At 61.5% G+C, this 23044-nt stretch carries 18 protein-coding genes, 1 tRNA gene and 2 pseudogenes; 13 read left to right on the top strand and 8 right to left on the bottom strand.

Annotated features, from left to right (window positions below; genetic code table 11):
- Positions 1 to 278: 278 nt before the first annotated feature.
- The 3 genes from ACP7AD_RS02375 (at position 279) to ACP7AD_RS02365 (ending at position 2936) form a co-directional block, all read left to right on the top strand.
- A complete protein-coding gene (locus ACP7AD_RS02375; RefSeq protein ID WP_426144742.1) occupies positions 279 to 1007 on the top strand; it encodes an SIMPL domain-containing protein in 729 nt (242 codons plus the stop codon).
- 110 nt (positions 1008 to 1117) lie between these two features.
- Positions 1118 to 2077 carry a diacylglycerol/lipid kinase family protein gene (locus tag ACP7AD_RS02370; RefSeq protein WP_426144744.1) on the top strand — a complete coding sequence of 320 codons (960 nt, stop codon included), beginning with the start codon at positions 1118 to 1120 and terminating at the stop codon, positions 2075 to 2077.
- 34 nt (positions 2078 to 2111) lie between these two features.
- The gene (locus ACP7AD_RS02365; protein ID WP_426144745.1) at positions 2112 to 2936 is read left to right on the top strand and encodes a metallophosphoesterase family protein; all 825 of its coding nucleotides are present in this window, start codon (positions 2112 to 2114) and stop codon (positions 2934 to 2936) included.
- Positions 2937 to 2946: 10 nt separating this feature from the next.
- Here ACP7AD_RS02365 and ACP7AD_RS02360 read toward each other — a convergent pair whose 3' ends face one another.
- A complete protein-coding gene (locus ACP7AD_RS02360) occupies positions 2947 to 3390 on the bottom strand; it encodes a multidrug/biocide efflux PACE transporter (RefSeq protein WP_426144901.1) in 444 nt (147 codons plus the stop codon).
- A gap of 174 nt (positions 3391 to 3564) precedes the next feature.
- Positions 3565 to 4152 (bottom strand): outer membrane beta-barrel protein, encoded by a 588-nt coding sequence (locus ACP7AD_RS02355; RefSeq protein ID WP_426144747.1) that lies wholly within the window; start codon positions 4150 to 4152, stop codon positions 3565 to 3567.
- Positions 4153 to 4405: 253 nt separating this feature from the next.
- Here ACP7AD_RS02355 and ACP7AD_RS02350 point away from each other — a divergent pair, with 253 nt between their 5' ends.
- The 3 genes and pseudogenes from ACP7AD_RS02350 (at position 4406) to ACP7AD_RS02340 (ending at position 6622) form a co-directional block, all read left to right on the top strand.
- Positions 4406 to 5251, top strand: a complete 846-nt coding sequence (locus tag ACP7AD_RS02350; RefSeq protein ID WP_426144748.1) for an N-formylglutamate amidohydrolase — start codon at positions 4406 to 4408, stop codon at positions 5249 to 5251.
- An 81-nt stretch (positions 5252 to 5332) separates the two neighbouring features.
- A pseudogene (locus ACP7AD_RS02345) lies at positions 5333 to 5518 on the top strand (histone deacetylase family protein); the annotation flags it as partial.
- Positions 5519 to 6622: an NAD(P)/FAD-dependent oxidoreductase gene (locus ACP7AD_RS02340; protein ID WP_426144750.1), complete on the top strand. Its 1104-nt coding sequence runs from the start codon at positions 5519 to 5521 to the stop codon at positions 6620 to 6622.
- 113 nt (positions 6623 to 6735) lie between these two features.
- On the opposite strand, the gene ACP7AD_RS02335 is transcribed toward ACP7AD_RS02340, so the two are convergent.
- Positions 6736 to 7518 carry a 3-hydroxybutyrate dehydrogenase gene (locus tag ACP7AD_RS02335; protein ID WP_426144752.1) on the bottom strand — a complete coding sequence of 261 codons (783 nt, stop codon included), beginning with the start codon at positions 7516 to 7518 and terminating at the stop codon, positions 6736 to 6738.
- A 124-nt stretch (positions 7519 to 7642) separates the two neighbouring features.
- Here ACP7AD_RS02335 and ACP7AD_RS02330 point away from each other — a divergent pair, with 124 nt between their 5' ends.
- The 4 genes from ACP7AD_RS02330 (at position 7643) to phaR (ending at position 11794) form a co-directional block, all read left to right on the top strand.
- Complete coding sequence (locus tag ACP7AD_RS02330; protein ID WP_426144753.1) at positions 7643 to 8566, top strand: alpha/beta fold hydrolase; 924 nt, start codon at positions 7643 to 7645, stop codon at positions 8564 to 8566.
- A gap of 28 nt (positions 8567 to 8594) precedes the next feature.
- Positions 8595 to 10865 carry a RelA/SpoT family protein gene (locus ACP7AD_RS02325; protein WP_426144754.1) on the top strand — a complete coding sequence of 757 codons (2271 nt, stop codon included), beginning with the start codon at positions 8595 to 8597 and terminating at the stop codon, positions 10863 to 10865.
- A 78-nt stretch (positions 10866 to 10943) separates the two neighbouring features.
- A tRNA-Val gene (locus ACP7AD_RS02320) sits at positions 10944 to 11020 on the top strand.
- Between the two features lie 252 nt (positions 11021 to 11272).
- On the top strand, positions 11273 to 11794 hold the full coding sequence (gene phaR / locus ACP7AD_RS02315; protein ID WP_426144903.1) for a polyhydroxyalkanoate synthesis repressor PhaR: 522 nt from the start codon (positions 11273 to 11275) through the stop codon (positions 11792 to 11794).
- A 291-nt stretch (positions 11795 to 12085) separates the two neighbouring features.
- Here phaR and ACP7AD_RS02310 read toward each other — a convergent pair.
- From ACP7AD_RS02310 to ACP7AD_RS02300, 3 genes and pseudogenes are all read right to left on the bottom strand, one after another.
- Positions 12086 to 12262, bottom strand: a pseudogene (locus tag ACP7AD_RS02310) (IS110 family transposase); the annotation flags it as partial.
- Entirely contained in the window at positions 12205 to 12501 is a 297-nt protein-coding gene (locus ACP7AD_RS02305; RefSeq protein WP_426144756.1) for a hypothetical protein, read from the bottom strand. The gene ACP7AD_RS02305 and the pseudogene ACP7AD_RS02310, both read right to left, overlap by 58 nt.
- A 143-nt stretch (positions 12502 to 12644) precedes the next feature.
- Complete coding sequence (locus tag ACP7AD_RS02300; RefSeq protein WP_426144758.1) at positions 12645 to 14885, bottom strand: sodium-translocating pyrophosphatase; 2241 nt, start codon at positions 14883 to 14885, stop codon at positions 12645 to 12647.
- A 301-nt stretch (positions 14886 to 15186) separates the two neighbouring features.
- Here ACP7AD_RS02300 and ppa point away from each other — a divergent pair, with 301 nt between their 5' ends.
- The 3 genes from ppa (at position 15187) to ACP7AD_RS02285 (ending at position 21206) form a co-directional block, all read left to right on the top strand.
- Complete coding sequence (gene ppa / locus ACP7AD_RS02295) at positions 15187 to 15729, top strand: inorganic diphosphatase (RefSeq protein WP_426144760.1); 543 nt, start codon at positions 15187 to 15189, stop codon at positions 15727 to 15729.
- 421 nt (positions 15730 to 16150) lie between these two features.
- Positions 16151 to 20230 carry a chemotaxis protein CheB gene (locus ACP7AD_RS02290; RefSeq protein WP_426144761.1) on the top strand — a complete coding sequence of 1360 codons (4080 nt, stop codon included), beginning with the start codon at positions 16151 to 16153 and terminating at the stop codon, positions 20228 to 20230.
- A gap of 268 nt (positions 20231 to 20498) precedes the next feature.
- Positions 20499 to 21206, top strand: a complete 708-nt coding sequence (locus ACP7AD_RS02285; protein ID WP_426144763.1) for a hypothetical protein — start codon at positions 20499 to 20501, stop codon at positions 21204 to 21206.
- 42 nt (positions 21207 to 21248) lie between these two features.
- On the opposite strand, the gene ACP7AD_RS02280 is transcribed toward ACP7AD_RS02285, so the two are convergent.
- A complete protein-coding gene (locus ACP7AD_RS02280; RefSeq protein WP_426144765.1) occupies positions 21249 to 22106 on the bottom strand; it encodes an esterase/lipase family protein in 858 nt (285 codons plus the stop codon).
- A gap of 121 nt (positions 22107 to 22227) precedes the next feature.
- A complete protein-coding gene (locus tag ACP7AD_RS02275) occupies positions 22228 to 23028 on the bottom strand; it encodes a hypothetical protein (protein WP_426144766.1) in 801 nt (266 codons plus the stop codon).
- Positions 23029 to 23044 lie beyond the last annotated feature (16 nt).

The following is a 23044-nucleotide window of genomic DNA, read 5'->3' as shown; positions in this document are numbered from 1 at the left end:
TGTGTTATTCGCGTTGGACACGCTTCGAATGGCTGGTTCTTTGCAATCAATATCGCTTTTGCGACAGCTGGAGTGCAGGGTTTCGGTGTGGACAAGACGCGCTTCGGGAGGCGTTGCAGTCTTGAAGAACCTACCGGATTTTGGTGAGTTTATGCTAGGCCGCTGCACGCATGATGTTGCGCCATGCCGCCGCTTGCTGTTTGGGTTGCGGCCTGGACTATAGGCCGGTTTTCAGCGGCTTTCATGCGATTTGTCTCTTCGTGAAAGGTAAATCCAATATGCTGACTGCTACTAAATCAATAGCTGCTTGCGCCCTTGCAGTATGCGCAACCGGCGTTTTTTCTCAAAATATGCCGAACGAGGCGCTGAAAAACGTGGCCCAGCTTTCCGCCAACGGTTCGGTCGAGGTGCAGCAGGACCTGTTGTCGATTTCGATGACCACCAGCCGCGACGGGCCAGATGCCGCCGCCGTGCAAACGCAGCTCAGGCAGGCGCTTGATGCCGCCTTGAGCCAGGCCCGGCAGGCCGCATCGCCTGGCCAGATGGACGTGCGCACCGGCAATTTCAGCCTCTACCCGCGCTACGGCAAGGACGGCAAGATCAACGGCTGGCAGGGATCGACCGAACTGGTGCTCGAAGGCAAGGATTTTCCGCGCATCACCGCAACGGCCGGCAAGATTCAGACCCTGAGCCTGGGCAGCGTCAGCTTTGCCTTGAGCCGCGAACAGCGCGCCAGGGTCGAGGGCGAGGCGCAGGCGCAGGCGATCGAGCGCTTCAAGGCCAAGGCGGGCGAGGTTTCCAGCGCCTTCGGCTTTGGCGGCTACGCCTTGCGCGAGGTCTCGATCAACACCAACGATCAGGGCTCCATGCCGCGCCCGCGCGCGATGGCCATGAGTGCCAAGTCCGAGATGGCCGATGCGCCCGTGCCGGTCGAGGCCGGCAAGAGCACGGTGCTGGTCAACATTTCGGGGTCCGTGCAGATGCTGCCCTTGCCGGCCCGCCCTTAGTGTCGCGTGACGCGACACTAGCCCTGGCTTGACGAGGCAAGCCAGGGACCCGCCTGAAAAGCGGGTTTGGCTGACAATGCAGCCCATGCCGCCGGTTTATTCTTCCGGGCATGACCGACACTCAGGAAATCGCCCGCTGCGGGCCGCTATTCATCGTATTCAACGGCGGTTCGGGCCATCGCGACGCTGAAGAGGAAAAGCAGACCATCAGTCGCGTGCTGCAGGAAGGCGGACGCGAATTCGAATTCCTGCAATGCGAAGGAAGCGAGTCCATTGACATGCTAGCCAGGCGAGCGGTGGACCAGGCCAGGGCAGAGCGCGGCGTGGTGGTCGCCGCAGGCGGCGACGGCACGATCAATGCCGTCGCCAATGCGGTGCTTGGCAGCGGCTGTCCTTTTGGCGTGATTCCCCAGGGCACCTTCAATTATTTCGGCCGGGACAATGCGATTTCGCAGGACAGCGCCCGGGCCGCCCGGGTCCTGCTGCGTGGCCGCGTCTCGCCGGTCCAGGCCGGCAAGGTCAATGGCCGGCTGTTTCTGGTCAATGCAAGTGTTGGCCTTTATCCCCAGATACTGGAAGATCGTGAAGCCTGGAAGCAGCAGTTCGGGCGCAGCCGCTTCGTCGCTTTTGTCTCGGGCATGGCGACGCTGCTGAAGGCCCGGGGCCAGCTGGACCTGCGCATTGAATCGGCCGGCCAGGCCGCGTCCTGGCGCACGCCCACGCTGTTTGTCGGAAACAACCGCCTGCAGCTGGTCCAGGCCGGCATTGATGCGCAGCATGCCGATGCCGTGGGGCAGGGGCAACTGGCGGCGGTGGCGGTTCGCCCGATGGGCACGCTGGCCTTGTTTGGCCTGCTGCTCCGCGGCGTTCTCGGGCGGCTCGGGGAAGCCGAGAACATCCGCAGCTTTTCCTTTCGCCGCCTGACGGTCACGCCGCGCCGGATGAAACGCATCAAGGTGGCCACCGACGGCGAAATCGTCTGGATGCAGACGCCGCTGGTGTTCGAGGTGGCGCCCGAGCCCTTGCTGCTGGTGGTGCCGTTGCCGGACGACCAGGCGGAGATTGAATGAACCATCATGACCATGATTCAAGGGCGGCCGGCGCATGAGCAGCCTGCTGCAAATTTCCGACCCGCACTTTGGCACCGTCCAGCCGGCCGTGATGCAGGCGCTGGCGCAACTGGCCAGGGAGCAGCGGCCCGACGTGCTGGTGCTGTCCGGAGACATCACGCAACGCGCCCGCGCGTCGCAGTTTGCGCAGGCGCGAGGCTTTTGCGACAGCCTGGCGATTCCGCGGTTGCTGGCCATACCGGGTAACCACGACGTTCCGCTGTTCAACCTTTACCAGCGGCTGTTCACGCCGTATGCGCGCTACCGTCAGGCTTTTGGCCCGGTGCTGGAGCCCGTGCTGTCCACGCCCGGGATGCATGTCATCGGCGTGAAGACGACGCGCCGCTGGCGGCACAAAAACGGCGAGGTGTCGAGCGCGCAAGTCGAGTGGGTGGTGGCTCAATTGCAGCGTTCCGACCCGGGGCAATTGCGCATCGTCGTGGTGCACCAGCCGGTGCATGTCATGAATGCCGAGGACCAGCACGACCGCCTGCGCGGCTGGGAGCCGGCCGTGCATGCCTGGTCAAGAGCGGGGGCTGACATTGTCATGGGCGGGCATATCCACCTGCCTTCGGTGTGCGATCTGTCGACGCGGCTTGACGGCCTGGAGCGCCGGCTCTGGTGTGTGCAGGCGGGCACCGCGCTTTCCAGCCGGGTGCGTGCGGGCATACCGAATTCGGTCAACCTGTTGCGCTGCCACGGCCCTGGAGAGCCGCCGTCGTGCCGGTTGGAGCGCTGGGATTTCCAGGCTGCCAGCGGCCGTTTTGAATGCGTCGAGTCCAGCGAACTGCCGCTTGGAAGCCGTGGCATGGGCAGCTGAGCCGCCAGGTTCAAGCCCGGGCGCGCCGGATTTTTCGGGCGATGAGGCGTGCCCGCAGCACGTCGTAGGTCCAGTTGAAAAAATACGTGTACGGCAGGAAGAACAGCGCAATGCCGATGTCCAGCACGAAAGCCTGCCACAGGCCGATGCCGAGCCACCAGGCGGCCAGCGGCACGATCGCCAGCAGCAATCCGATTTCAAACAGCACCGCATGAATGGCGCGCACCACCACTGTCCGGTCAAAGCCCATGCGGCGCTGGGCGCGGTCGAACAGCAGGTTGAACAGCATGTTCCAGCTCATCGCAATGAGCGAAATCATCAGCGTCAACCAGCCGATATGCGCCAGCGGATAGCCCAGCAGCCACGCGCCAAGCGGCGCGCAAAGGGCAATGGCCAGCACTTCGAACAGCAAAGCTTGGAAAAAACGTTCACTGACTGACTTGTCGGGATGCATGGGGGCGGGGTTGTGCTCTGGAGTCAAGAAAATCCTCGTATTTTCGCTGATCAGCGCGCCGCACCGGGATCGCGGCTCGTCAAGCAGCAAAAATCCAGCGGCAAAAGAAAAGGCCCGCAAACCGGCTAGGGTCTGCAGGCCTGGCTGGCCGGCTTGGGCCGGCGGGCAGGGTGCTTAGAAGCGGTAGCGCAGGCCGACCGTGGTGGCGTTGACGCGGTCGCTGCCATCGCCAGCAAACTTCAGCTTGTGCTCGTCATACTGAAGCACGGCGGACAGCTGCGGATTGAAGGAGTATTCCGCGCCAATGCCGTACGACACGCCAAAGCCGTTTTCCTTGCCCGATGCCACGCCAAAACCCTGGCTCGACACATCAGTGCGGCCGTAGGTGGTGCCGAGCTTGCCGAACAGGTTGAACGACTGGGTGATGGGTGCCCGGCCGACCAGGCTCAGGTTGATACCTTGGGCCTTGGTGTTGCCGCCCGCCCGCTCGATCTTGCCGAAGTTGGTGTAGCCCAGTTCAAGTCCGAAGTTTGGGGTGAAGAACGTGCCGGTGTAGATGTTGTAGACCGTGTCGGTGTCATCCGATGCGAAGGGTCCAAACCCGTTGCCCAGCGAGTAATTGGACGAACCAAGGTTCAGGCCGATATAACTGGCGCCGGGTGAATACAAGGAGTAATTGCTTTGGGCCTGAGCGCCCGCGACAGCCGTCAGTGCAGCGACCGACAGGACGGCGGCTGAAAAGCTACGGTTGAATGATTTCATGATGCTCCTTTGATGGGTAAATAATGGCAAGCGCTGGTGTATGACCTGAACTTCGGGCTGTTGTTCCTGAATAATTCTAGGGAAGCAAACAGTTGCAACCATGGGGTCAACAGGGAAAGTTTTGTAGGACAGAAGGCTGGCTTGCAAGGATTTTCCAGAAAGGCCTGATTCGCCCCAGCCTATTTTTGCAAGCCTGCGGATCTGCGTTCAACGCGGTTACGCGCAGTGTGAAGGCTGCTGATAAAGTCGCATCATGCAGCTCATCACCCATCTTCCCGGCACCAGTGCGCTGGTCCTTGACTCGCCGCACAGCGGCGTGGTGTATCCCCCGGACTTTCTGTATACCTGCGAAACATCGGTTCTGCGCAAGGCCGAAGACACGCATGTTGAAAAGCTCTACGACTTTGCGCCTGGCCTGGGCGCGCACTGGATCGAGGCGCAGTTTCCGCGCAGCTACCTGGACGCCAACCGCAACACCACGGAACTCGATGTTTCGCTGCTGGACGAACCCTGGCCTCATCCGGTCGCGACCGATCCGGTCGTGCTTTCCAAGGTGCGGCTCGGCAAGGGGCTGATCTGGCGCACGACCGATGACGGTTTGCCGATTTACGAGCGCAGGCTGTCGGTGGGCGAGGTGATGCAGCGCATCGAGCAGTGCTGGACGCCCTACCACGCGGCGGTGGCCGAGGCGATTGATGCTGCGCATGCCGCGCACGGCTACAGCATTCATGTCAATTGCCATTCGATGCCGGCGGTGGCCTCCAGCCATGCGACGAACTTTCCGGGCGAAAAACATGCTGACTTCGTCGTCGGCGACCGCGACGGCAGCACCGCCAGCCCGGCCCTGTCCCGGCTGGTCTGCGCGCATCTGACTGCGCTGGGCTATCGCGTGGCCTATAACCATCCGTACAAAGGCGTGGAACTGGTGCGGCGCTACAGCGACCCGGCTGCGCAACGGCACAGCATCCAGCTGGAAATCAACCGCAAGCTCTACATGAACGAGGAAACACTGGAATTGACCGCCGGTTTTGACACGCTGAAGGCGCACCTGCGCTCGCTGGTCGAGCTGCTGCTCAAGACTGATCCCCGGCTGCTGTGACCGCGCCATGCCGCCGCAATGCCGGGCTTTTTTTGTTCGTGAGTTGCTTTTTCGCGTTCTCGGATGACGTTTGAAGCGCCGGGGCTGGACACGTTCGAGGATGATCCGATCTCGACGTTCGCCCTGAAGGCGGGCGATTTCAGCCGCTTGGGCCAGCGCCTGGGCGCACTGGGCCTGCCCACGGTCTTTGTGCTGGAGGGCGGTTATGCGGCGGCCGCATTAGGCATGAATGCGGTCAATGTGATTGAAGGTTTTGAGGAGGCATGAATGGAAAAAATCGAATGCGTGGTGATTGGCGCGGGCGTGGTCGGGCTGGCCGTGGCGCGCGCCCTGGCCTTGCAGGGCAGGGATGTGATGGTGCTGGAAGCGGCCGATGCCATCGGCACCGGCACGAGTTCGCGCAACAGCGAGGTCATTCATGCGGGCATTTACTACCCGCAAGGCTCGCTCAAGGCCTTGCTCTGCGTGCAGGGCCGGGCCATGCTGTACGACTACTGCGCAGCGCGCGGCGTGGGCCATAGCCGCTGCGGCAAGCTGCTGGTGGCCACCAGCGACGAGCAGGTGGCGCAGCTGCAGGGCATCATCAAAAAAGCCGCCGCCAACGGCGTGCATGACCTGGTGCTGATCTCGCGCGAGCAAGCCCAGGCCATGGAGCCTGCGCTGCAATGCGTGGCCGCCGTGCATTCCCCCAGCACCGGCATCGTCGACAGCCATGCGCTGATGCTGGCCTTTCAGGGCGATCTGGAGAATGCAGGCGGACTTGTAGTGCTTAACTCGCCTCTGGCGCACGCCCACTGTTCGCCAGGCGCTATCACTTTGGTGGCAAACGACGGTACCGAATTGCAGGCCCGCTGGGTCGTCAATTCAGCAGGGCTGCAGGCGCAGGCGCTGGCGTTGCGCTTTGCCGGGCTGCCTGCGCAGGCGGTGCCGCCGAGTTATTTCGCGAAAGGCAATTATTTCACCCTGGCCGGCCGTTCGCCGTTTTCCCGGCTCATCTACCCGGTGCCGGAAGCTGCCGGGCTGGGCGTTCACCTGACCATCGACCTGGGCGGTCAGGCCAAGTTCGGCCCCGATGTGCAGTGGGTCGAGTCAAGCGACGATCTGGTCGTAGACCCGGCGCGCGGCGATGCCTTTTATGCCGAGGTGCGCAAATACTGGCCGGACCTGAAGGATGGCGCCTTGCTGCCGGGCTATGCCGGCATGCGCCCCAAGATCCAGGCGCCCGACGAGCCGGCAAAGGATTTCCTGATCCAGGGGCCTGCGGCGCATGGCGTGGCCGGTCTGGTCAACCTGTTCGGCATCGAGTCGCCGGGCCTCACGAGTTCGCTGGCGATTGGCGGGCTGGTGAGCCGGATACTGGCTGATGCGTAACGTCAGGTGTCGCTCCGATTGCTATTTAATCAATAGCTTGTGGCGCATGCTGGGTATGCGCAAAATGCCTTTTCGATGCTAAAAATCCGCTCGCTGATCGCAACCCATCAAGGTCATTGCGCGGTCCAGCCGCCGTCCATGTTCCAGGCCACGCCGCGAATGTTGGCGCCGGCCGGCGAGCAGAAAAACACCGCCAGCGCGCCCAGTTCCTCGGGCGTGGTGAACTGCATCGAAGGCTCTTTTTCGCCCAGCAGTTGCTGCTTGGCCGCCTCATTGCTGATGCCAGACGCCTCGGCCCGGGCATCGACCTGTTTTTGCACCAGCGGCGTGAGCACCCAGCCCGGGCAGATGGCATTGCAGGTCACGCCGGAGGTGGCGTTTTCCAGCGCCGTCACCTTGGTCAGCCCGACGATGCCGTGCTTGGCCGCCACATAAGCCGATTTTTCAGCCGAACCCACCAGGCCATGCACCGATGCCAGGTTGATGATGCGGCCCCAGCCCTTGCCGCCATCGGCCGCCTGCATGGCCGGCAGTGCCAGGCGCGTGGCATGAAAGGCGCTGCTCAGGTTGATGGCGATGATGGCATCCCACTTTTCAGCCGGAAAATTTTCAATGCGGGCGACATGCTGGATGCCGGCGTTGTTGACCAGGATATCGACCTGGCCAAACTCGGCAGCGGCAAACTTCATCATCGCCTCGATCTCGCCGGGTTTGCTCATGTCGGCGCCATGGTAGGCAACCTTCACGCCCAGCTCGGCAATCTCGGCCTTCGGGCCGTCCACATCGCCAAAACCGTTGAGCACGATGTTGGCGCCTTGTGCGGCCAGTGCCTTGGCAATGCCCAGGCCGATACCGCTGGTCGAGCCGGTGACAAGAGCCGTTTTACCTTTGAGCATGAAATTCCTCCGGATGATTTACGATGGTTGACTTGAAGCGCGGTAGCGTCTTGCGCGCCAGGCGGCGCAAAACTTGCTCGGACAATTATCAAGCTTTCTCCAGCCTTTTCCCGAGAGCCACACCATGACCGAACCCAGCCTGAACCACGTGATCTGCCTTGATGCCGCCGACGGCCACCGCATGGCCTATTGGCAATGGGGTCATCCCGACAGCTCGCATGTGGTGCTGTGCGTGCATGGCCTGACCCGCCAGGGCCGCGACTTCGACGTGCTGGCGCGGGCCTTGTGCGCGCAGGCCGGGCTATCGGCTGCGGACGGCATTCGCGTCGTCTGTCCCGACGTGGCGGGCCGTGGCGAAAGCGAGTGGCTCAAGGACCCAATGGGCTACCAGGTGCCGGCCTATGCGGCAGACATGCTCGCGCTGCTGGCGCAGCTTCATGCGCAGGCGCCCATCGCCACGCTGGACTGGGTCGGCACCAGCATGGGCGGGCTGATCGGCATGGTGGTGTGCGGCCAGCCGGGCTTGCCGCTGCCGGTGCCGGTGCGCAAACTGGTGCTGAACGACGTCGGCCCGGCGCTGCAGTGGCAGGCGATTCAGCGCATTGGCGCCTATCTGGGGCAGGCCGGCCATTTCGATACGCTTCAGGATGCGGCCGACGCGATGTGGACCATCTCCAGCAGTTTTGGCCCGCATACGCCGGAGCAATGGCTGGCCCTGTCGCAGCCCATGGTCAGGCCGGTGTTGCCAGGTGCCGCAAGTCCGCTGCGGCTGCACTACGACCCGGCCATTTCCATTCCTTTCAATCTGGCTGACGAAGAAGGCGCGCAGCAGGGCGAAACAACGCTCTGGCAGCTTTACGATGGCATTCAGGCCGAAACGCTGGTGCTGCGCGGCGCGCAGTCCGATTTGCTGAACCCGCAAACGGCCCACACCATGACGCTGCGCGGTCCGCGCGCCAGGCTGGTCGAGTTCGACGGCGTCGGACATGCGCCAACGCTGATTGCGCCGGATCAGGTCGCTGCGGTGACAGGTTTTTTGCTCTGGTGAGGAATGACAACAAGGTGACAGGGATTTCATGAAAAACAAAGCGGCGGGAACGCACATTCCCTCGGCTTCCCCCGACGTGCCTAGCCCTATCGTCATGGCCACGGCCGACAACCTGGCCGATCAGCCGCACGCGCTGTTGCGCGCACGCGCCTTTGCCGAGCCGCTGATCGCCTGCGAGGTGATGGACACCGGCGAAAACGTACTGGTCCATGCCGACGCGGTGGTGGCGATCCTCCAGTCTATCGGCGGCTCCGAGGCGATGCAGGCGGCCATTTACCTGGTGCATGCATGCCAGCACCTGAACAAGCCGCAGGAGGTGATTGCCAAGGCTTTTGGCCCCAGCTATGCCGCGCTGGCGGTGGAAACCACCAAGCTGATCTATGTGCAGCGGCAGACGCGCGCGGTTGACAGCAAGTCCCAGTTGCATGACGACCCCGCCGCCCAGACCGAGAACGTGCGCAGGATGCTGCTGGCGTTTTCCCGCGACCTGCGGGTGGTCATGTTGCGCCTGGCTTCGCGCCTGCAGACTTTGCGCCAATACGCGGCCAGCCGCCAGGCTGCTCCGAGGGCCTTGGCGCATGAGTCGCTGCATGTGTTTGCGCCGCTGGCCAACCGCCTGGGCATCTGGCAGATCAAGTGGGAGATGGAAGACCTGTCGTTTCGCTTCCTGGAGCCCGAAACCTACCGGCAGATCGCCCGGCTGCTCGATGAAAAACGTGCCGAGCGCGAAGTCTTCATGGAAGCCCTGCGCACGCAACTTGAACGCGACCTGAACCGCAACGGCATTGCCGCGCTGGTGCAGGGTAGGCCCAAGCACATCTACAGCATCGTCAAAAAGATGCGCGGCAAATCGCTTGACTTTGACCAGGTGTTCGACATCCGGGCGATGCGCGTGATTGCTGCCGATGTGAAGGGCTGCTATGCCGCGCTGGGTTTTGTGCATTCATGTTTCGAGCCGATAGACGGGGAGTTCGATGACTACATTGCCAAGCCCAAGGCCAATGGCTACCAGTCGCTTCATACGGTGGTCCGCGACAAAAACGGGCGCGCCGTCGAAATCCAGATTCGCACGCAGGCCATGCACGACCATGCCGAACATGGCGTGGCGGCGCACTGGGCCTACAAGGAAGCCGGCACCAAAGGCTACGCCGGCGTTTCGGCCAGCAGCGAGTACGACGCCAAGATCGCGGTTCTGCGGCAGTTGCTGGCATGGGAGCGGGAGCTGTCCGCGCCGGCGGCACAGCGCGCCCGTGATGCCAACCAGGGCTTGTTCGAGGACCGCATCTATGTGCTGACGCCCGATGCCGCCATTGTGGAGTTGCCCCAGGGTGCCACCACGGTCGACTTTGCTTACAGCGTCCACACCAGCCTGGGCCATCGCTGCCGTGGCGCGCGCGTTGACGGCGTCATGGTGCCGCTCAACACGCCTTTGCAGAACGGCCAGACGGTTGAAGTCATCACCACCAAGGAGGGCGGGCCATCCCGGGACTGGCTGAACCCGGAGCTGGGTTTCCTGTCGAGCAACCGGGCCAAATCGAAGGTACGCGCCTGGTTCAACGGCCTGGCCATGGAGCAGACCGTGGCCAAGGGCCGGGAGGCCGTTGAAAAACTCCTGCAGCGCGAAGGCAAGACGGCCATGAAGCTGCAGGATCTGGCGCTCCAGCTGGGTTTCAAGACGGCAGATGATCTGTTCGAAGTGGTGGGCAAGGACGAGTTTTCCTTGCGTACCATTGAAACCATGCTCAGGCCTCCAGAACCCGTCTTGTCGCCAGACGAGTTTGTGCTCGCCAAGAAGCCCAGGCAGTCCGACAAGTCGGGCGCCACTGGAAAAGGCGGGCAGGGCAGCGTGCTGGTCGTGGGAATGGATTCGTTGCTGACCCAACTGGCCAAATGCTGCAAGCCCGCGCCCCCGGATGTGATCCTTGGGTTTGTCACCAAGGGAAAGGGTGTGAGCATCCACCGAAGCGACTGCAGTAATTTTCGCAACATGGCCAGCGGCAGTCCTGACCGCGTGATTGAAGTCCAGTGGGCTTCGGCCAAGGCACCGGACGGCGCGGTTTATCCGGTGGATGTCACGGTGGAAGCGGCCGACCGGCAAGGCCTGCTGCGCGATATTTCAGAAGTGTTCGCAAAAGAAAAAATGAACGTGATCGGCGTGCAGACCCAGTCGGTCAAGGACAACCGTGGAGGAACTGCCTGGATGACCTTCACGGTCGAGGTATCCCAGTCTGGCCGGCTTCATCAGGTGCTCGGTATCGTCGGCAACGTGCCTGGCGTTCGCTCGGCGCGAAGGCGGTGAACTGATTGCAGTTATTTTCACGACGGTTTGAAAACTCATGTTTTGCACTGCTAGAATACGACCTTCGAATAGTTCTTTAGGCGCGTAGCTCAGCTGGTTAGAGCACCACCTTGACATGGTGGGGGTCGTTGGTTCGAGTCCAATCGCGCCTACCAATTTTTATGAATTGGTTTTTTTTCAATGTTCAGTTCCTGCTGAGGAAAACATTGGCAAAAGATAATCCATAAAAAATTGTGTAGATCAAGACATTCCTAGAATGTACTAAACCCCGCCCTGAAAAGGCAGGTAGCCGTCATTTCATGGAGTCATCATTGCATAGCAACAAGCCCGTAATTTCGCCAACTCTTTCGCCTCCCTTTGAAGGCGAATTGCCTGCGGCTGCCAGTTCTAATAGCGCAAGCAAAGAAATGGCTGCCGGTAGCATCGAGCCAGCACGTATCATCAAAAAGTACCCCAATCGGCGTCTCTATGACACCGAAACGTCGGCCTATATCACGCTTGCCGAGGTACGCCGCTTGGTAATGAGCAGCACGCATTTTGTTGTGCGGGATGCCAAAACCAATGAAGATCTCACGCGCAGCATTCTGCTTCAGATTATTCTCGAAGAAGAGGCCGGCGGTGCGCCCATGTTTACCGAAGCCGTACTGTCCAACATTATTCGTTTCTACGGCGATGCGATGCAAAGCTTCATGGGGGCGTATCTCGAAAAAAATGTGCAGAGTTTCATGGACTTGCAGTTGAAGATGGCAGAGCAGTCCAAAGGTTTGAGTCCAGAAATGTGGGCACAGTTTATGAATGCGAAGTCGCCCATGATGCAGGGCATGATGGGTGCTTACGTCGAGCAGTCCAAGAATGTCTTTACGCAAATGCAGGAGCAGATGCAAAAGCAAAGCGAGCAGATGCTCGCGGCACTGGGATTGAAGCGTTAGCAGGCCGCTGGGACTCCCCATGCAGTCAAGCATTACTGATTGAGCTGCTTTTCCTTGATTACGGTACTCGGCGTTGGTGTGAGGCAAAGCGGCTAGAAAACAAGGAACAGACTGCACATTGACAGACGGGCTTGTTGCACGGATGGTGCGACCCCAGATACGAACCGTTTGGTGGGACTCCATTTGCTGAACGGCACGATACCGAAGCATTCCCTTGCCTGCCATCGAGTTTTCCACCATCGGTCTGACCTGTCTTCTGCATCTTCAATTTCATGTCTTGCAGAAACACACCTATCGACTCAACTGCATCATTGCTGTTGCTGCACCAACTGGGTTGACACTCACATGCCTGGGATCAAAGCGACACCCTTTGGTCATCATGTCCCACCATAAGCGCGCATTTTTGTTTGTCACTGCCACGGTCGCCTTTTGCCAGCCCGACTTCTCTCGCAGTTGAAACAGCCATCTTCAAGCGCATGGTTCACCGTTTCCAGCGGGGCTGTCTTGTGCAGCCACAGGTCGGCATAAACCGGCAGCATGCCGGCCTTGTGCGCTTGCGGCGCCAAGTCGTGGTCCAGAAAGAAGGTTTTGCCGACGCGCCGGGGCGCAAACAGCGCCAGCGGCCGGCCGGGCTGGGCGCCCAGCAGCGCGAGATACGCTTGCGCAAGGACAGGCCGCCGGACTTCAAGGTCATCGAAGGTTTTCATGAATCCATTGTTGTTGATTGCCGTAAAAATCGCAATTGCTGATTTTTTGGCATTCAATCGCAATGCTTGCCGGTCATGAAAAAACCCGCCGAAGCGGGTCGGGCTAACGGCCGTTTGACCAATCGGTCTGCCGTGACGCAGCCTTATTGGGAAGCGGCCGGCGCGGGTGCGCTGGCCGAAGGTGTCTGGATAGCCGCAGCTTCCGGCGCCTGGGCTGGCGCCGGTGCGGGCATGACCGGCGTGGTTGGCACGCTGGCGGGCGTACTGATGACCGTGGGCGCCACGACGGGCGCGAGCGGCGCGGCGTGCACCTCGCCGCCGTGGAATTTCATCACCAGCGGAACGATCAGCAACGCCACGATGTTGATGATCTTGATCAAGGGGTTGATGGCCGGGCCGGCCGTGTCCTTGTAGGGGTCGCCCACGGTGTCGCCCGTGACGGCGGCCTTGTGTGACTCGCTTCCCTTGCCGCCGTGGTGGCCGTCCTCAATGTATTTCTTGGCGTTGTCCCAGGCGCCGCCGCCGGTACACATCGAAATGGCGACGAACAGGCCGGTGACGATGGTGCCCATCAACAGGCCGCCCAGCGCCTTGGGACCGAGCAGCAGGCCGACCAGGATCGGCACCACCACGGGCAGCAGGCTGGGAATGATCATCTCCTTGATCGCCGCCGTCGTCAGCATGTCCACCGCGCGGCCGTATTCGGGCTTGGCCGTGCCTTCCATGATGCCGGGAATTTCCTTGAACTGGCGGCGCACCTCGACCACCACGGCCCCTGCGGCGCGGCCCACGGCTTCCATCGCCATGGCGCCGAACAGGTAGGGAATCAGCCCGCCGATGAACAGGCCGACGATGACCATCGGGTCGCTCAGGTCAAAGCTGATGGCCCGGCCGTAGCTTTCCAGCTTGTGCGTGTAGTCGGCAAACAGCACCAGCGCGGCCAGGCCGGCCGAGCCAATCGCGTAGCCCTTGGTCACTGCCTTGGTGGTGTTGCCCACGGCGTCGAGCGGGTCGGTCACGGCGCGCACTTCGGGCGGCATGTCGGCCATTTCTGCAATGCCGCCGGCGTTGTCGGTGATCGGGCCGTAGGCATCCAGCGCCACCACGATGCCGGCCATGCTGAGCATAGAAGTGGCGGCAATTGCAATGCCATACAGCCCGGCCAGGTTGTACGACACCAAAATCGCGATGCAGACAAAGATCACCGGCCAGGCGGTCGAGCGCATCGAAACGCCCAGGCCGGCAATGATGTTGGTGCCGTGGCCGGTGGTCGAGGCCTGCGCGATGTGCCGGACCGGTGCGTACTGCGTGCCGGTGTAGTACTCGGTCACCCAGACCAGCGCGGCCGTCAGCACCAGTCCGACGGCGCAGGCGCCGAACAGCTTCATCTGGCTGCCGCTGGCGTAAATCGCGTTGTCGGGCATCAGCCAGGTGGTGACTGCGTAAAACGCGATCAGGGAAAGCACGCCGGCCACGGCTAGCCCTTTGTACAGCGCCGGCATCACATTGGTCATGCCCGGCGAGGCCTTGACGAAAAAGCAGCCGATGATCGACGCGATGATCGACACCGCGCCCAGCGCCAGCGGATACAGCACCGCATTCATCGGGCTGGCCGCCACCAGCAGCGCGCCCAGCACCATGGTGGCAATCAAGGTGACTGCGTAGGTCTCGAACAAATCGGCCGCCATGCCGGCGCAGTCGCCGACGTTGTCGCCCACGTTGTCGGCAATCACCGCCGGGTTGCGCGGGTCGTCCTCGGGAATGCCGGCTTCGACCTTGCCCACCAGGTCGGCGCCCACGTCGGCGCCCTTGGTGAAGATGCCGCCGCCCAGCCGCGCAAAGATCGAGATCAAGGAAGAGCCAAACGCAAAGCCGATCAGCGGATTGAGCAGGTCCGCGAGTTTGGCGGTCGGCGTGTAGTTGCCGTTGCCGACCAGGAACCAGAAAAATCCGGTCACGCCCAGCAGGCCCAGCCCCACCACCAGCATGCCGGTGATGGCGCCGCCGCGAAACGCCACGTCCAGCGCCGGGCCAATGCCGCGCGTGGCCGCCTGCGCGGTTCGCACATTGGCGCGCACCGAGACATTCATGCCAATGAAGCCGCAGGCGCCCGACAGCACCGCGCCGATCACAAAGCCCACGGCGGTCTTGCCGTCAAGGAAAAAGCCGATCAGCACCGCCAGGATCACGCCGACGATGGCAATGGTGGTGTACTGCCGGGCCAGGTAAGCGCTAGCTCCCGTCTGGATGGCGGCCGATATTTCCTGCATTCGCGCGTTGCCCGCGTCTTGGGAAAGAATCCAGCTTCTCGCCCAGAAGCCGTATCCCACGGCAATGAGCCCGCAAACCAGCGCAAGAATGAGCGCGGCTGAGTAACCAGTCATAAATACCTCCGACGTTATTTTTTTGCCTTGATGGGTGCCACGCAAGCGGACCCCCGCTGCGTTGCTTCCTCGTGGCTCACGCGCAAGGCGATCGGACGATTGGCCAACTCAAGGAAATTAAACGCGAAAACAGGCGCCGTTGGCAACCCGTAAGGTGGGCATCAGTAAAATGAAATGCAAAACCGTCCGGTTGACGTTGCTGAGCGCGCCTGCGCAATCAGCCAGATTCCGGCAATCCGGCAGAAGCGGCACGGCAGCTGTTTCCTTTTTTCAACGTCTTTTCATCAACTCCAAAGCGACCATGTCCCTAGATAAAGTTACCCCCGGCAAAAACGCTCCTGACTCCTTCAACGTGATCATCGAAATCCCGATGAACGCCGACCCGGTGAAGTACGAGGTGGACAAGGAGTCCGGCGCGATTTTTGTCGACCGCTTCATGAGCACGTCCATGCATTACCCCTGCAACTACGGCTATGTGCCCCAGACCCTGAGCGGCGACGGCGACCCGGTCGATGTGCTGGTGATCACGCCGGTGCCGCTGATTTCCGGCGTGGTGGTGACCTGTCGCGTCATCGGCATCCTGAAGATGACCGACGAAGCCGGCGAAGACGGTAAGGTGCTGGCCGTGCCCATCGACAAGAAATGCTCGCTGTACAGCCACTGGCAAAAGCCCGAGGACATGAATCCCTTGCGCCTGAAAACCATTGCCCACTTTTTTGAGCATTACAAAGACCTCGAAGAAGGCAAATGGGTCAAGGTGTCGGGCTGGGAAGGCCCGGAAGCCGCCAAGCAGGAAATCGCTGACGGCATCGCCAACTATGCCAAGGAACAGCAGGCCAAGTAATTCCAGCTTTTTATAAGACTTTTATGCCCTTTGCGCTTTACCAGTGTGCATAAACTGCTATAAAAATAATAGTATTTCGTAAGGTCGGTCTTTGCACGCAAAAGCGCCTTCAGTTTAGTCTGGAGGCGCTTTTTGCATGCTAAGTGGATGCCTGCGGTGCGGCAATCCTTCGGCCGGGGCTGTTTGGCGCTCTATGTCCAGGTTTTATGCCTGATACCGAGAATGACGGCGTTCGGGGCCTGGTCATTCTTGCTGGCCCGGATAAATAATGTCGGATGCGATGCGGCGTCAGCCGGGAACATTTTCATGTCAGTATCCAACGGTATTATCAAATTCCATTTACGCAGACTGGTTCATCAGGATGGCAGACCCGCATGACGTTTCCCCGCACCCTGGAAATACCGACGAGTTGACCAAAAGCATGCTCAATTTCCCTGTGGTGGGCATCGGCGCCTCGGCTGGTGGCCTGCAGGCTTTGCTGCGCTTCTTCGAACACATGCCCGCTGGCAATGGAATGGCTTTTGTGGTCATTCTTCATCTGTCGCCAGATCATGAAAGCAATGTGGCCGAGATTTTGCAGCGGGTGGCCAACATGCCGGTCGTCCAGGTCAACGAGCCGACCGCTATCGAAGCCAACCATGTGTACGTGATACCGCCCACGCACGACCTGGAAATGAATGACGGGCATCTGCAACTGTCCGGTCGTTCGCGCGCAAGGGGCGCGCACTTGGCCATCGACCTGTTTTTTCGTACCTTGGCAGCGGTGCACCAGGAAAGAGCGATTGCCGTCGTGATGTCCGGCACGGGCAACGACGGCGCCGCCGGCCTGGCGCGGGTCAAGGAAGAGGGCGGCATCACCTTGGTGCAACAACCCGGGGATGCCGAATATGACGGCATGCCCAAAGCCGCGATCGCCACCGGCATGGTCGATTTCATCGTGACTTCAGCCGACATGCCGCAGCGACTGCAGCAACTCTGGGCCAATGCCTCCCGCATCAGCCTGCCCAGGAAAGACGGCTCGTCGCTACGGGCCGCGGCTCCCGACAGTGAGGAGGTAGCCCGGCTTGCCGAAGATGCACTGCGCGACATCGTGTCGGCGCTGCGTATCTACTCCAGGAATGATTTTCGTCAGTACAAGCGGGCCACGGTTCTGCGCCGCATCGAGCGCCGGCTCCAGGTCAACGGCCTGCCGGACCTGCCGGACCTGCCGGCCTATCGGAACTTCTTGCGCGCGCATCCTGAAGAGGTCAAGCTGCTGCTTCAGGACATGCTGATCAGCGTCACGAACTTCTTTCGCGACCCGGCGGCTTTTGAAGCGCTTGAACGCGAGGTGCTGCCCGCCCTGCTGGCCCATCGTTCGCCAGACGAGTCGGTGCGGGTCTGGGTGGTGGGCTGCGCCACGGGTGAAGAAGCCTATTCGGTGGCTATCTTGCTCAAGGAGCAGATGGAACTGCACCACTGCATGTCCGAGCTCCAGATTTTTGCCACCGACATTGATGAAAGGGCGGTCAACTTCGGCCGCAACGGGCTGTTCCCGGCATCGATCGCAACCGATGTGTCGCCTGCCAGGCTGAAAAAGTTTTTCAGTCAGGAAAAAGAGCAGTTCAGGGTGATCAAGCAGGTACGAGAAAAGGTGCTGTTTGCCAACCACAATGTGCTGCGCGATCCGCCATTTTCCCGCATCGACCTGATTTGCTGCCGCAACCTGCTGATCTACCTGGACAAATCGGCCCAGGCCAGTGTTCTGGGAACCTTTCGCTTTGCGCTCAAGCCCGAAGGATTTTTGTTTTTGGGCTCTTCGGAGTTTGTCGAGGCAGCGCCCAAGCTTTACACCGTGTTTGACAAAAAGAACCGCTTCTTCAAGGTCAATCCGACGGGCATTTCCATCCGCCATTTGCTGCTCGCCACCGACCAGCCCAGAAATCGCCTGGTTTATAACCCGCGCGGGCCGGACCGGCGTGCGCCCAAGCCGGCTTCGTTCGCGGATCTGCACCACAAGCTGATTGACCAGATTGTCTTGCCCAGCGTGTTGATCGACGGCAACCACAACATCCTGCACCTGTCGGAGAATGTTGGAAAATTCCTGCTGCCGGGTAGTGGCACGCCATCGGTCAACCTGCTTGACAACACGCAGGCCGAGTTGCGCACCGAATTGCGCACGGCGCTTTACCAGGCAACGCATACCGGCAAGCCGGTCAGGACGCATGCCGTTCCGGTCCGGCGCGGAAACAGCACGATCCTGGTGGAAATGAGCGTGCATTTCTTCAAGGAAGTTGAAGCCGAATCGGCGCTGGCGCTGGCGCTGGTGATGTTCGAAGAGGTGCCTGAAAAACCGCCAGCCCAGGAGCCCAGCGGCGATGGCCAGGCGCACCAGGTGCTGATAGAGCAGCTGGAAACCGAGATCAGGCAGCTCAAGGAAAATCTTCAGCAAACCATCGAGCAGACCGAGATATCGACCAAAGAACTCAAGTCATCCAACCAAGAGCAGCAGGCCGTCAATGAAGAACTCCGCTCGGCGACCGAGGAACTGGAAACCAGCAAGGAAGAACTCCAGTCGATCAACGAAGAGCTGAGCACCGTCAACTTTGAATTGAAACTCAAGGTCGATGAAACCTGCATGATGAACGACGACCTGCAAAACCTGATTGCCTCGTCGGACATTGCCACCATCTTCGTTGACCGGAGCCTGCACATCAAGCGCTTCACCCCGCAGGCCACCCGCATCTTCAACCTGATCGAGTCCGACATCAACCGCCCCTTGATGGACATCACCCACAAGCTCGACTACGGGTCGCTGGCTGACGATGCTGCCGGAATGCTCAAGACGCTGAACCCGATCGAGCGGCCAGTCGGCAGCAGCGACGGCAGGAGTTACCTGGCCCGCATTCGTCCCTACCGCACGATGGATGACCACATTGATGGCGTCGTGCTGACGTTTGTCGATGTCACCAAATTGCGCAAGGCCGAGGAAAGGCTGCGCGCTGGCGAGGAGCGGCTTCGAATTGCCGCTGAAACCACCAAGGATTACGCCATTTTGACCATCGATGAGGAGGGCATCATCACCAGCTGGAACGTCGGTGCCCAGCGCAATTTTGGCTATACGCCGCAAGAAATCGTTGGCCAGCCGTTTTTCACCATTTTCACCCCCGAAGACCGTGCCGCCGGGGCGCCGGAGGAAGAGTTGCGGGGCGCGCGCGAGGAAGGCCGCAGCCTGGACGAGCGCTGGCACCTGCGCAAGGATGGCAGCACCTTTTTTTGCAGCGGCGTGGTCACCCGGCTGGAAGGCAAGGCCGGCGGCTTTGCCAAGATTGCCCGGGACATGACCGAAAGCCGCTCGCAGCAGGTGAGCCGCGACGAGTTGCTGGCCATGGAAAAGCAGGCCAACGAACTCAAGGACCAGTTTTTGGCCGTGATGTCGCATGAACTCAAGCACCCGCTGAACCTGATCCAGGTCAACACCGAATTGCTGCTAAGCCATCCCGAGGTGCGCGCGCTGCCTGAAGTGGCGCGGGCTGGCGAAACCATTCGCAGCGCCGTGGTCAGCCAGACCAAGATCATCGATGACCTGCTGGACCTGTCGCGTGCCCGCACGGGCAAGCTGACGCTGCGGCTGGCGCCGGTTGACCTGGCTGAAATGGTCACATCGATTGCAGCGGCTGCGCGCGAGGCCGCCAGCAAGAAAAGCCTGACACTGAATTACGAATGCAGGGAAAAGGAACTGGTGGCGGCCCTGTGCGACCGCGTTCGCACCGAGCAAGTCCTGTGGAACCTGATCAACAACGCCATCAAGTTCACGCCTGCCGGGGGAAGCATCACCGTGCGGCTGGGCCGCGACGGCACGTTTGCCACCGTCAGCGTGATCGACACCGGCCAGGGCATCGAACCGGCGTTCCTCCCGCACATCTTCGGCATGTTTATCCAGGCGCCCGATCAGAAAATCTACAACACCAACACCGGGCTGGGCGTGGGCCTGACGCTGGTGCGCGACCTAACGGTGGCACAGGGCGGCAAGGTGCTGGCCGATTCGGAGGGCATCGGCAAGGGCACGTGCTTGACCATCTGGTTGCCGCTGGCGCAAACCAAGGTGCAGGACAAAAAAACCGACCTGCCGGGCGGAAACCTCAAGGGGCTGAGGATTCTGGCGGTCGATGACATGATCGACCTGCTGGAGCCTTTTTCGGCGCTGCTGCGCCTGGAGGGCGCGACTGTTGACATGGCCACCAGCGGCCAGCAGGCGCTGGAAATGCTGGAGGCAACTGGCTACGACCTGCTGATCTCGGACCTGGGCATGCCCTATATGGACGGCTACGAGCTGATCCGCAAGATACGCAAGCGCCCCGACTGGCGCAACCTCAAGGCGATTGCGCTCAGCGGCTACGGCCGGCAGGTGGACACCGTGCGGGCCTTGCAAAGCGGCTTCAATGCCCATCTTTCGAAACCTGCCACGGTGGCGCATATCTGCCAGAGCATTGCGCAACTGGTTCCCAGCGGCCAGGGTTGATGTTTGCCGCCTGGCTTGGTCGCGCGAGGCTGCTCATGGCTGGCGGGTTTGACAACTTGTTATAAAAGTGCCGAGTGAGTAGTTGCTGGTTACAAATTCACGAGCTTCAAAGGGCCGGGGCGTGTTTTGTTTTGATACAAACAGTCCAGCATATTTTTCAGGAAACTTGCTCCGGCAGCCATCTGCTTTAAACACCATGCCTTGGGTACACACGTCAACAAGACGTTACACAAGAAAGCCAACCCATTTCTCGTGGAGAGCAGCAAAAATGACCATCCAGGAAACCCCTCAAGCTTCAATAGAGTGCGCGTTGCCCGCCGAGGTGTCCGCCCAGCAGATCGAGGCAGCGCGTTATGCGGTGCTCAGGCGACTGGCGCCTGCATTGCGGCACCACATGGTTCGGCCGTTGCAGCCTATCGGGCTGATCTACGGCGTCATGCACCACAAGCTTTCAGCCGCCCAGCCCGATCTGCGGTCGGTGCGCGAAGAAGCCGGCAAGATCAATGAATTCGCCAAGGCCGCGCTGGACGAATGCATAGACATGGGCACTTGGCTGGCGCCCGAGCCGGGTGTCGTGACCGCTGTTGAGTCCGGCGTGCGGGAGTGCGTCGGCCTGATGGCCACCACGCTGCATTTTTGCGGTTTTCGCTTGGTCAACGAGGTCGAGGACGTGCCGGCCCAGGTCCTGCGCGATGCCCTGCGCATGGTGCTGAGCGCTGCCTTGTTTGCGTTGACCGATGCCATGGACGAGCCCGTCACCGTGACGATCCATGCCCAGGCAAGCCCGGTCGATGTCACGGTTACGCTGCTGACCGATCCCATCGGCGACGGCCAGCTGGACCGTTATGACGATGGTTACCGACAACTGGAGTGGGTCGATGTGCAGGCGCTGGCGCTGGCGGAGCATGTCGGCCTGTCCCGGCAGGGCAGTCAGGTCACCCTGTGCTTTGCCGTCGAGCCGGCGCGCGTGGATTAAAGCCCGGCAACACCGCCGGCTTGTTCCCGGCGTGAAGCCGAATCAGGCGGGCCGGGACGGGTCGGGGTAGATCAGGTCCTGGATCCGGCCGCGCGTTTCACGCATGAAAGGGGTCCATTGCCCTTCCGGCTGGGCCAGCCGGTCGGCAATTGCCCACCAGGCGCTGGGGTTGAAACCGAGTCCGACATGGCTGGCCAGGACTTCGATGTTTTCAGTCTGCGGGTTTTGGCGGCTCGGCGACTGGACGCTGCCCTGCCAGGCGACCACGCCGTCGGTGCGCGAATAAATGCTGGTGGTCGGCACGGGCGGCGCCTTCGGCAGGTTGAAACTTTCACTTTCCTGCTCGATGCTGCGGCCGCTGGCGAGTTCGTACAGCCGCCAGGCATTGGTCGATTTGTGCGAACCCGCAAATGGCGTTCCCAGCGTGATGACGCCGCGCACCATCTGTGGCACTTCTTTGGCCAGTTCGCGCGCATAGATGCCGCCCAGGCTCCAGCCCAGCAGGCTGATCTTGCGGCCGGTGCTTTCGAACGTGCGCAACAGCTGGTCCCGGGCCTCAATCAGAACGCCAGGGCGCGGGCCGAAATTGAATCCCTGGTCCCAGCCGCAGGCCGAATGGTTGAGCAGCTGAAGGTAGCGGCGCAGCGGCGCGGTCGATATGTCATTGGCCGTGAGCCCGGGAAACACCACCACCGGGTGGCTGTCGCCCCGGGGTGCGCGATTGAGCAACGGCCAGGCCGGCAGCAGTGCGCTGAGTTCCCAGAGGGCGCGCACTTCAAGCGCCAGCAACCAGCCGCTGGGTGGCACGTCATGCAGCGCCGCTTTGGACTTTGGCAAGGGCGCCCCGGCAGTCAGGACGGAAAGGCTTTGCGCTGGCGGTCGATTGGATGGTTTTGCCATGGCGTGAAAAGGTCTGGAAAGGTTGCCGCGTGGGGCATGAACCCAGTCAGTATCGGTCTGGCCGGCGCGATTGAACAGGGGAGAGCCCTCTAACCGGGCCGCTTCCCTGAGCGTCTGCCAGCTAGGCGCATTCGCCGAGCAGGCCTTGCATGCCATCGTTCAGGCCGGCCACCGGCGTCGCCTTGGCCAGTGCCATCCACACGCCCAGCGGCAGGTTTTTCCGCGAGCGCCGGGGCGCTGGCCGGGCCACCACCAGTCGGCCGTTTTCAAGCTGCATCACGCCGCATTCGGCGGGAATCTCATCGGCCGCGCCTATCGGCCGGCCTTTGGCGTCGCAGCCCAGCACGTACCAGCATTCGCCGCCCAGGTCGAGGTAGGCGCCGCGCTTCTCAGGCCGGCGCAGGTCGCCGAGCAGGTCCGAGCGCTTGACCTTGATCTCGTGGACGATCGGGTCCACATAGGTCTCGACCGTCGTGTTGCGGATCGAAAACACGTCGGGCCGTACCATGCACCACCGGGCCTTTTCGCCTTCCGTGGCCGGTGGCAGTTGTGCACGCAGGCTCAGGGCGCGCCAGGCGATGCGGCCGGCGCGCACCATTTCGCAGGCCATGCGTTCCACCAGCGCCTCGTGCGCCGACAGCGTCGCCCGGTTGACCGCCAGCGTGGCTGCCAGCCAGGCAATGCCCGCATCACTGACGCGCAGGGTCTGGTGGCCCGCCGGGCTGGCGACGCGCTCCAGCATGCCACCGGCCAGCAGTTCGACCTCGACCATGTCCTGGCAGGGCCAGCCGGCCGAGCGGTAAATCTCGCGCAGCCGCCGGGCGTGGGTGCGGCCGAGCGCGATGGCGGGTGCCATCGGCGTGGCGGCAAGCGGCTCGGCCAAGGATGGCGAGGCGTTATCGGGGCTGGATTTGGAATTCATGGTCAAAAAAGCTTTT

The organism is Polaromonas sp. DSP2-3-2b2 (genome assembly GCF_049895905.1).
Classification (GTDB): domain Bacteria; phylum Pseudomonadota; class Gammaproteobacteria; order Burkholderiales; family Burkholderiaceae_C; genus Polaromonas.
The sequence above is the reverse complement of the archived record's forward strand: the minus strand, read 5'-3'. Positions and strand labels throughout refer to the sequence as shown.

What these genes read in the sequence shown, in the direction of transcription:
- ACP7AD_RS02375 (WP_426144742.1), top strand. Translation starts at nt 279, where the DNA reads ATGCTGACTGCTACTAAATCAATAGCTGCTTGCGCCCTTGCAGTATGC.
- ACP7AD_RS02370 (WP_426144744.1), top strand. Translation starts at nt 1,118, where the DNA reads ATGACCGACACTCAGGAAATCGCCCGCTGCGGGCCGCTATTCATCGTA.
- ACP7AD_RS02365 (WP_426144745.1), top strand. Translation starts at nt 2,112, where the DNA reads ATGAGCAGCCTGCTGCAAATTTCCGACCCGCACTTTGGCACCGTCCAG.
- ACP7AD_RS02360 (WP_426144901.1), bottom strand. Translation starts at nt 3,390, where the DNA reads ATGCATCCCGACAAGTCAGTCAGTGAACGTTTTTTCCAAGCTTTGCTG.
- ACP7AD_RS02355 (WP_426144747.1), bottom strand. Translation starts at nt 4,152, where the DNA reads ATGAAATCATTCAACCGTAGCTTTTCAGCCGCCGTCCTGTCGGTCGCT.
- ACP7AD_RS02350 (WP_426144748.1), top strand. Translation starts at nt 4,406, where the DNA reads ATGCAGCTCATCACCCATCTTCCCGGCACCAGTGCGCTGGTCCTTGAC.
- ACP7AD_RS02340 (WP_426144750.1), top strand. Translation starts at nt 5,519, where the DNA reads ATGGAAAAAATCGAATGCGTGGTGATTGGCGCGGGCGTGGTCGGGCTG.
- ACP7AD_RS02335 (WP_426144752.1), bottom strand. Translation starts at nt 7,518, where the DNA reads ATGCTCAAAGGTAAAACGGCTCTTGTCACCGGCTCGACCAGCGGTATC.
- ACP7AD_RS02330 (WP_426144753.1), top strand. Translation starts at nt 7,643, where the DNA reads ATGACCGAACCCAGCCTGAACCACGTGATCTGCCTTGATGCCGCCGAC.
- ACP7AD_RS02325 (WP_426144754.1), top strand. Translation starts at nt 8,595, where the DNA reads ATGAAAAACAAAGCGGCGGGAACGCACATTCCCTCGGCTTCCCCCGAC.
- phaR (WP_426144903.1), top strand. Translation starts at nt 11,273, where the DNA reads ATGGCTGCCGGTAGCATCGAGCCAGCACGTATCATCAAAAAGTACCCC.
- ACP7AD_RS02305 (WP_426144756.1), bottom strand. Translation starts at nt 12,501, where the DNA reads ATGAAAACCTTCGATGACCTTGAAGTCCGGCGGCCTGTCCTTGCGCAA.
- ACP7AD_RS02300 (WP_426144758.1), bottom strand. Translation starts at nt 14,885, where the DNA reads ATGACTGGTTACTCAGCCGCGCTCATTCTTGCGCTGGTTTGCGGGCTC.
- ppa (WP_426144760.1), top strand. Translation starts at nt 15,187, where the DNA reads ATGTCCCTAGATAAAGTTACCCCCGGCAAAAACGCTCCTGACTCCTTC.
- ACP7AD_RS02290 (WP_426144761.1), top strand. Translation starts at nt 16,151, where the DNA reads ATGCTCAATTTCCCTGTGGTGGGCATCGGCGCCTCGGCTGGTGGCCTG.
- ACP7AD_RS02285 (WP_426144763.1), top strand. Translation starts at nt 20,499, where the DNA reads ATGACCATCCAGGAAACCCCTCAAGCTTCAATAGAGTGCGCGTTGCCC.
- ACP7AD_RS02280 (WP_426144765.1), bottom strand. Translation starts at nt 22,106, where the DNA reads ATGGCAAAACCATCCAATCGACCGCCAGCGCAAAGCCTTTCCGTCCTG.
- ACP7AD_RS02275 (WP_426144766.1), bottom strand. Translation starts at nt 23,028, where the DNA reads ATGAATTCCAAATCCAGCCCCGATAACGCCTCGCCATCCTTGGCCGAG.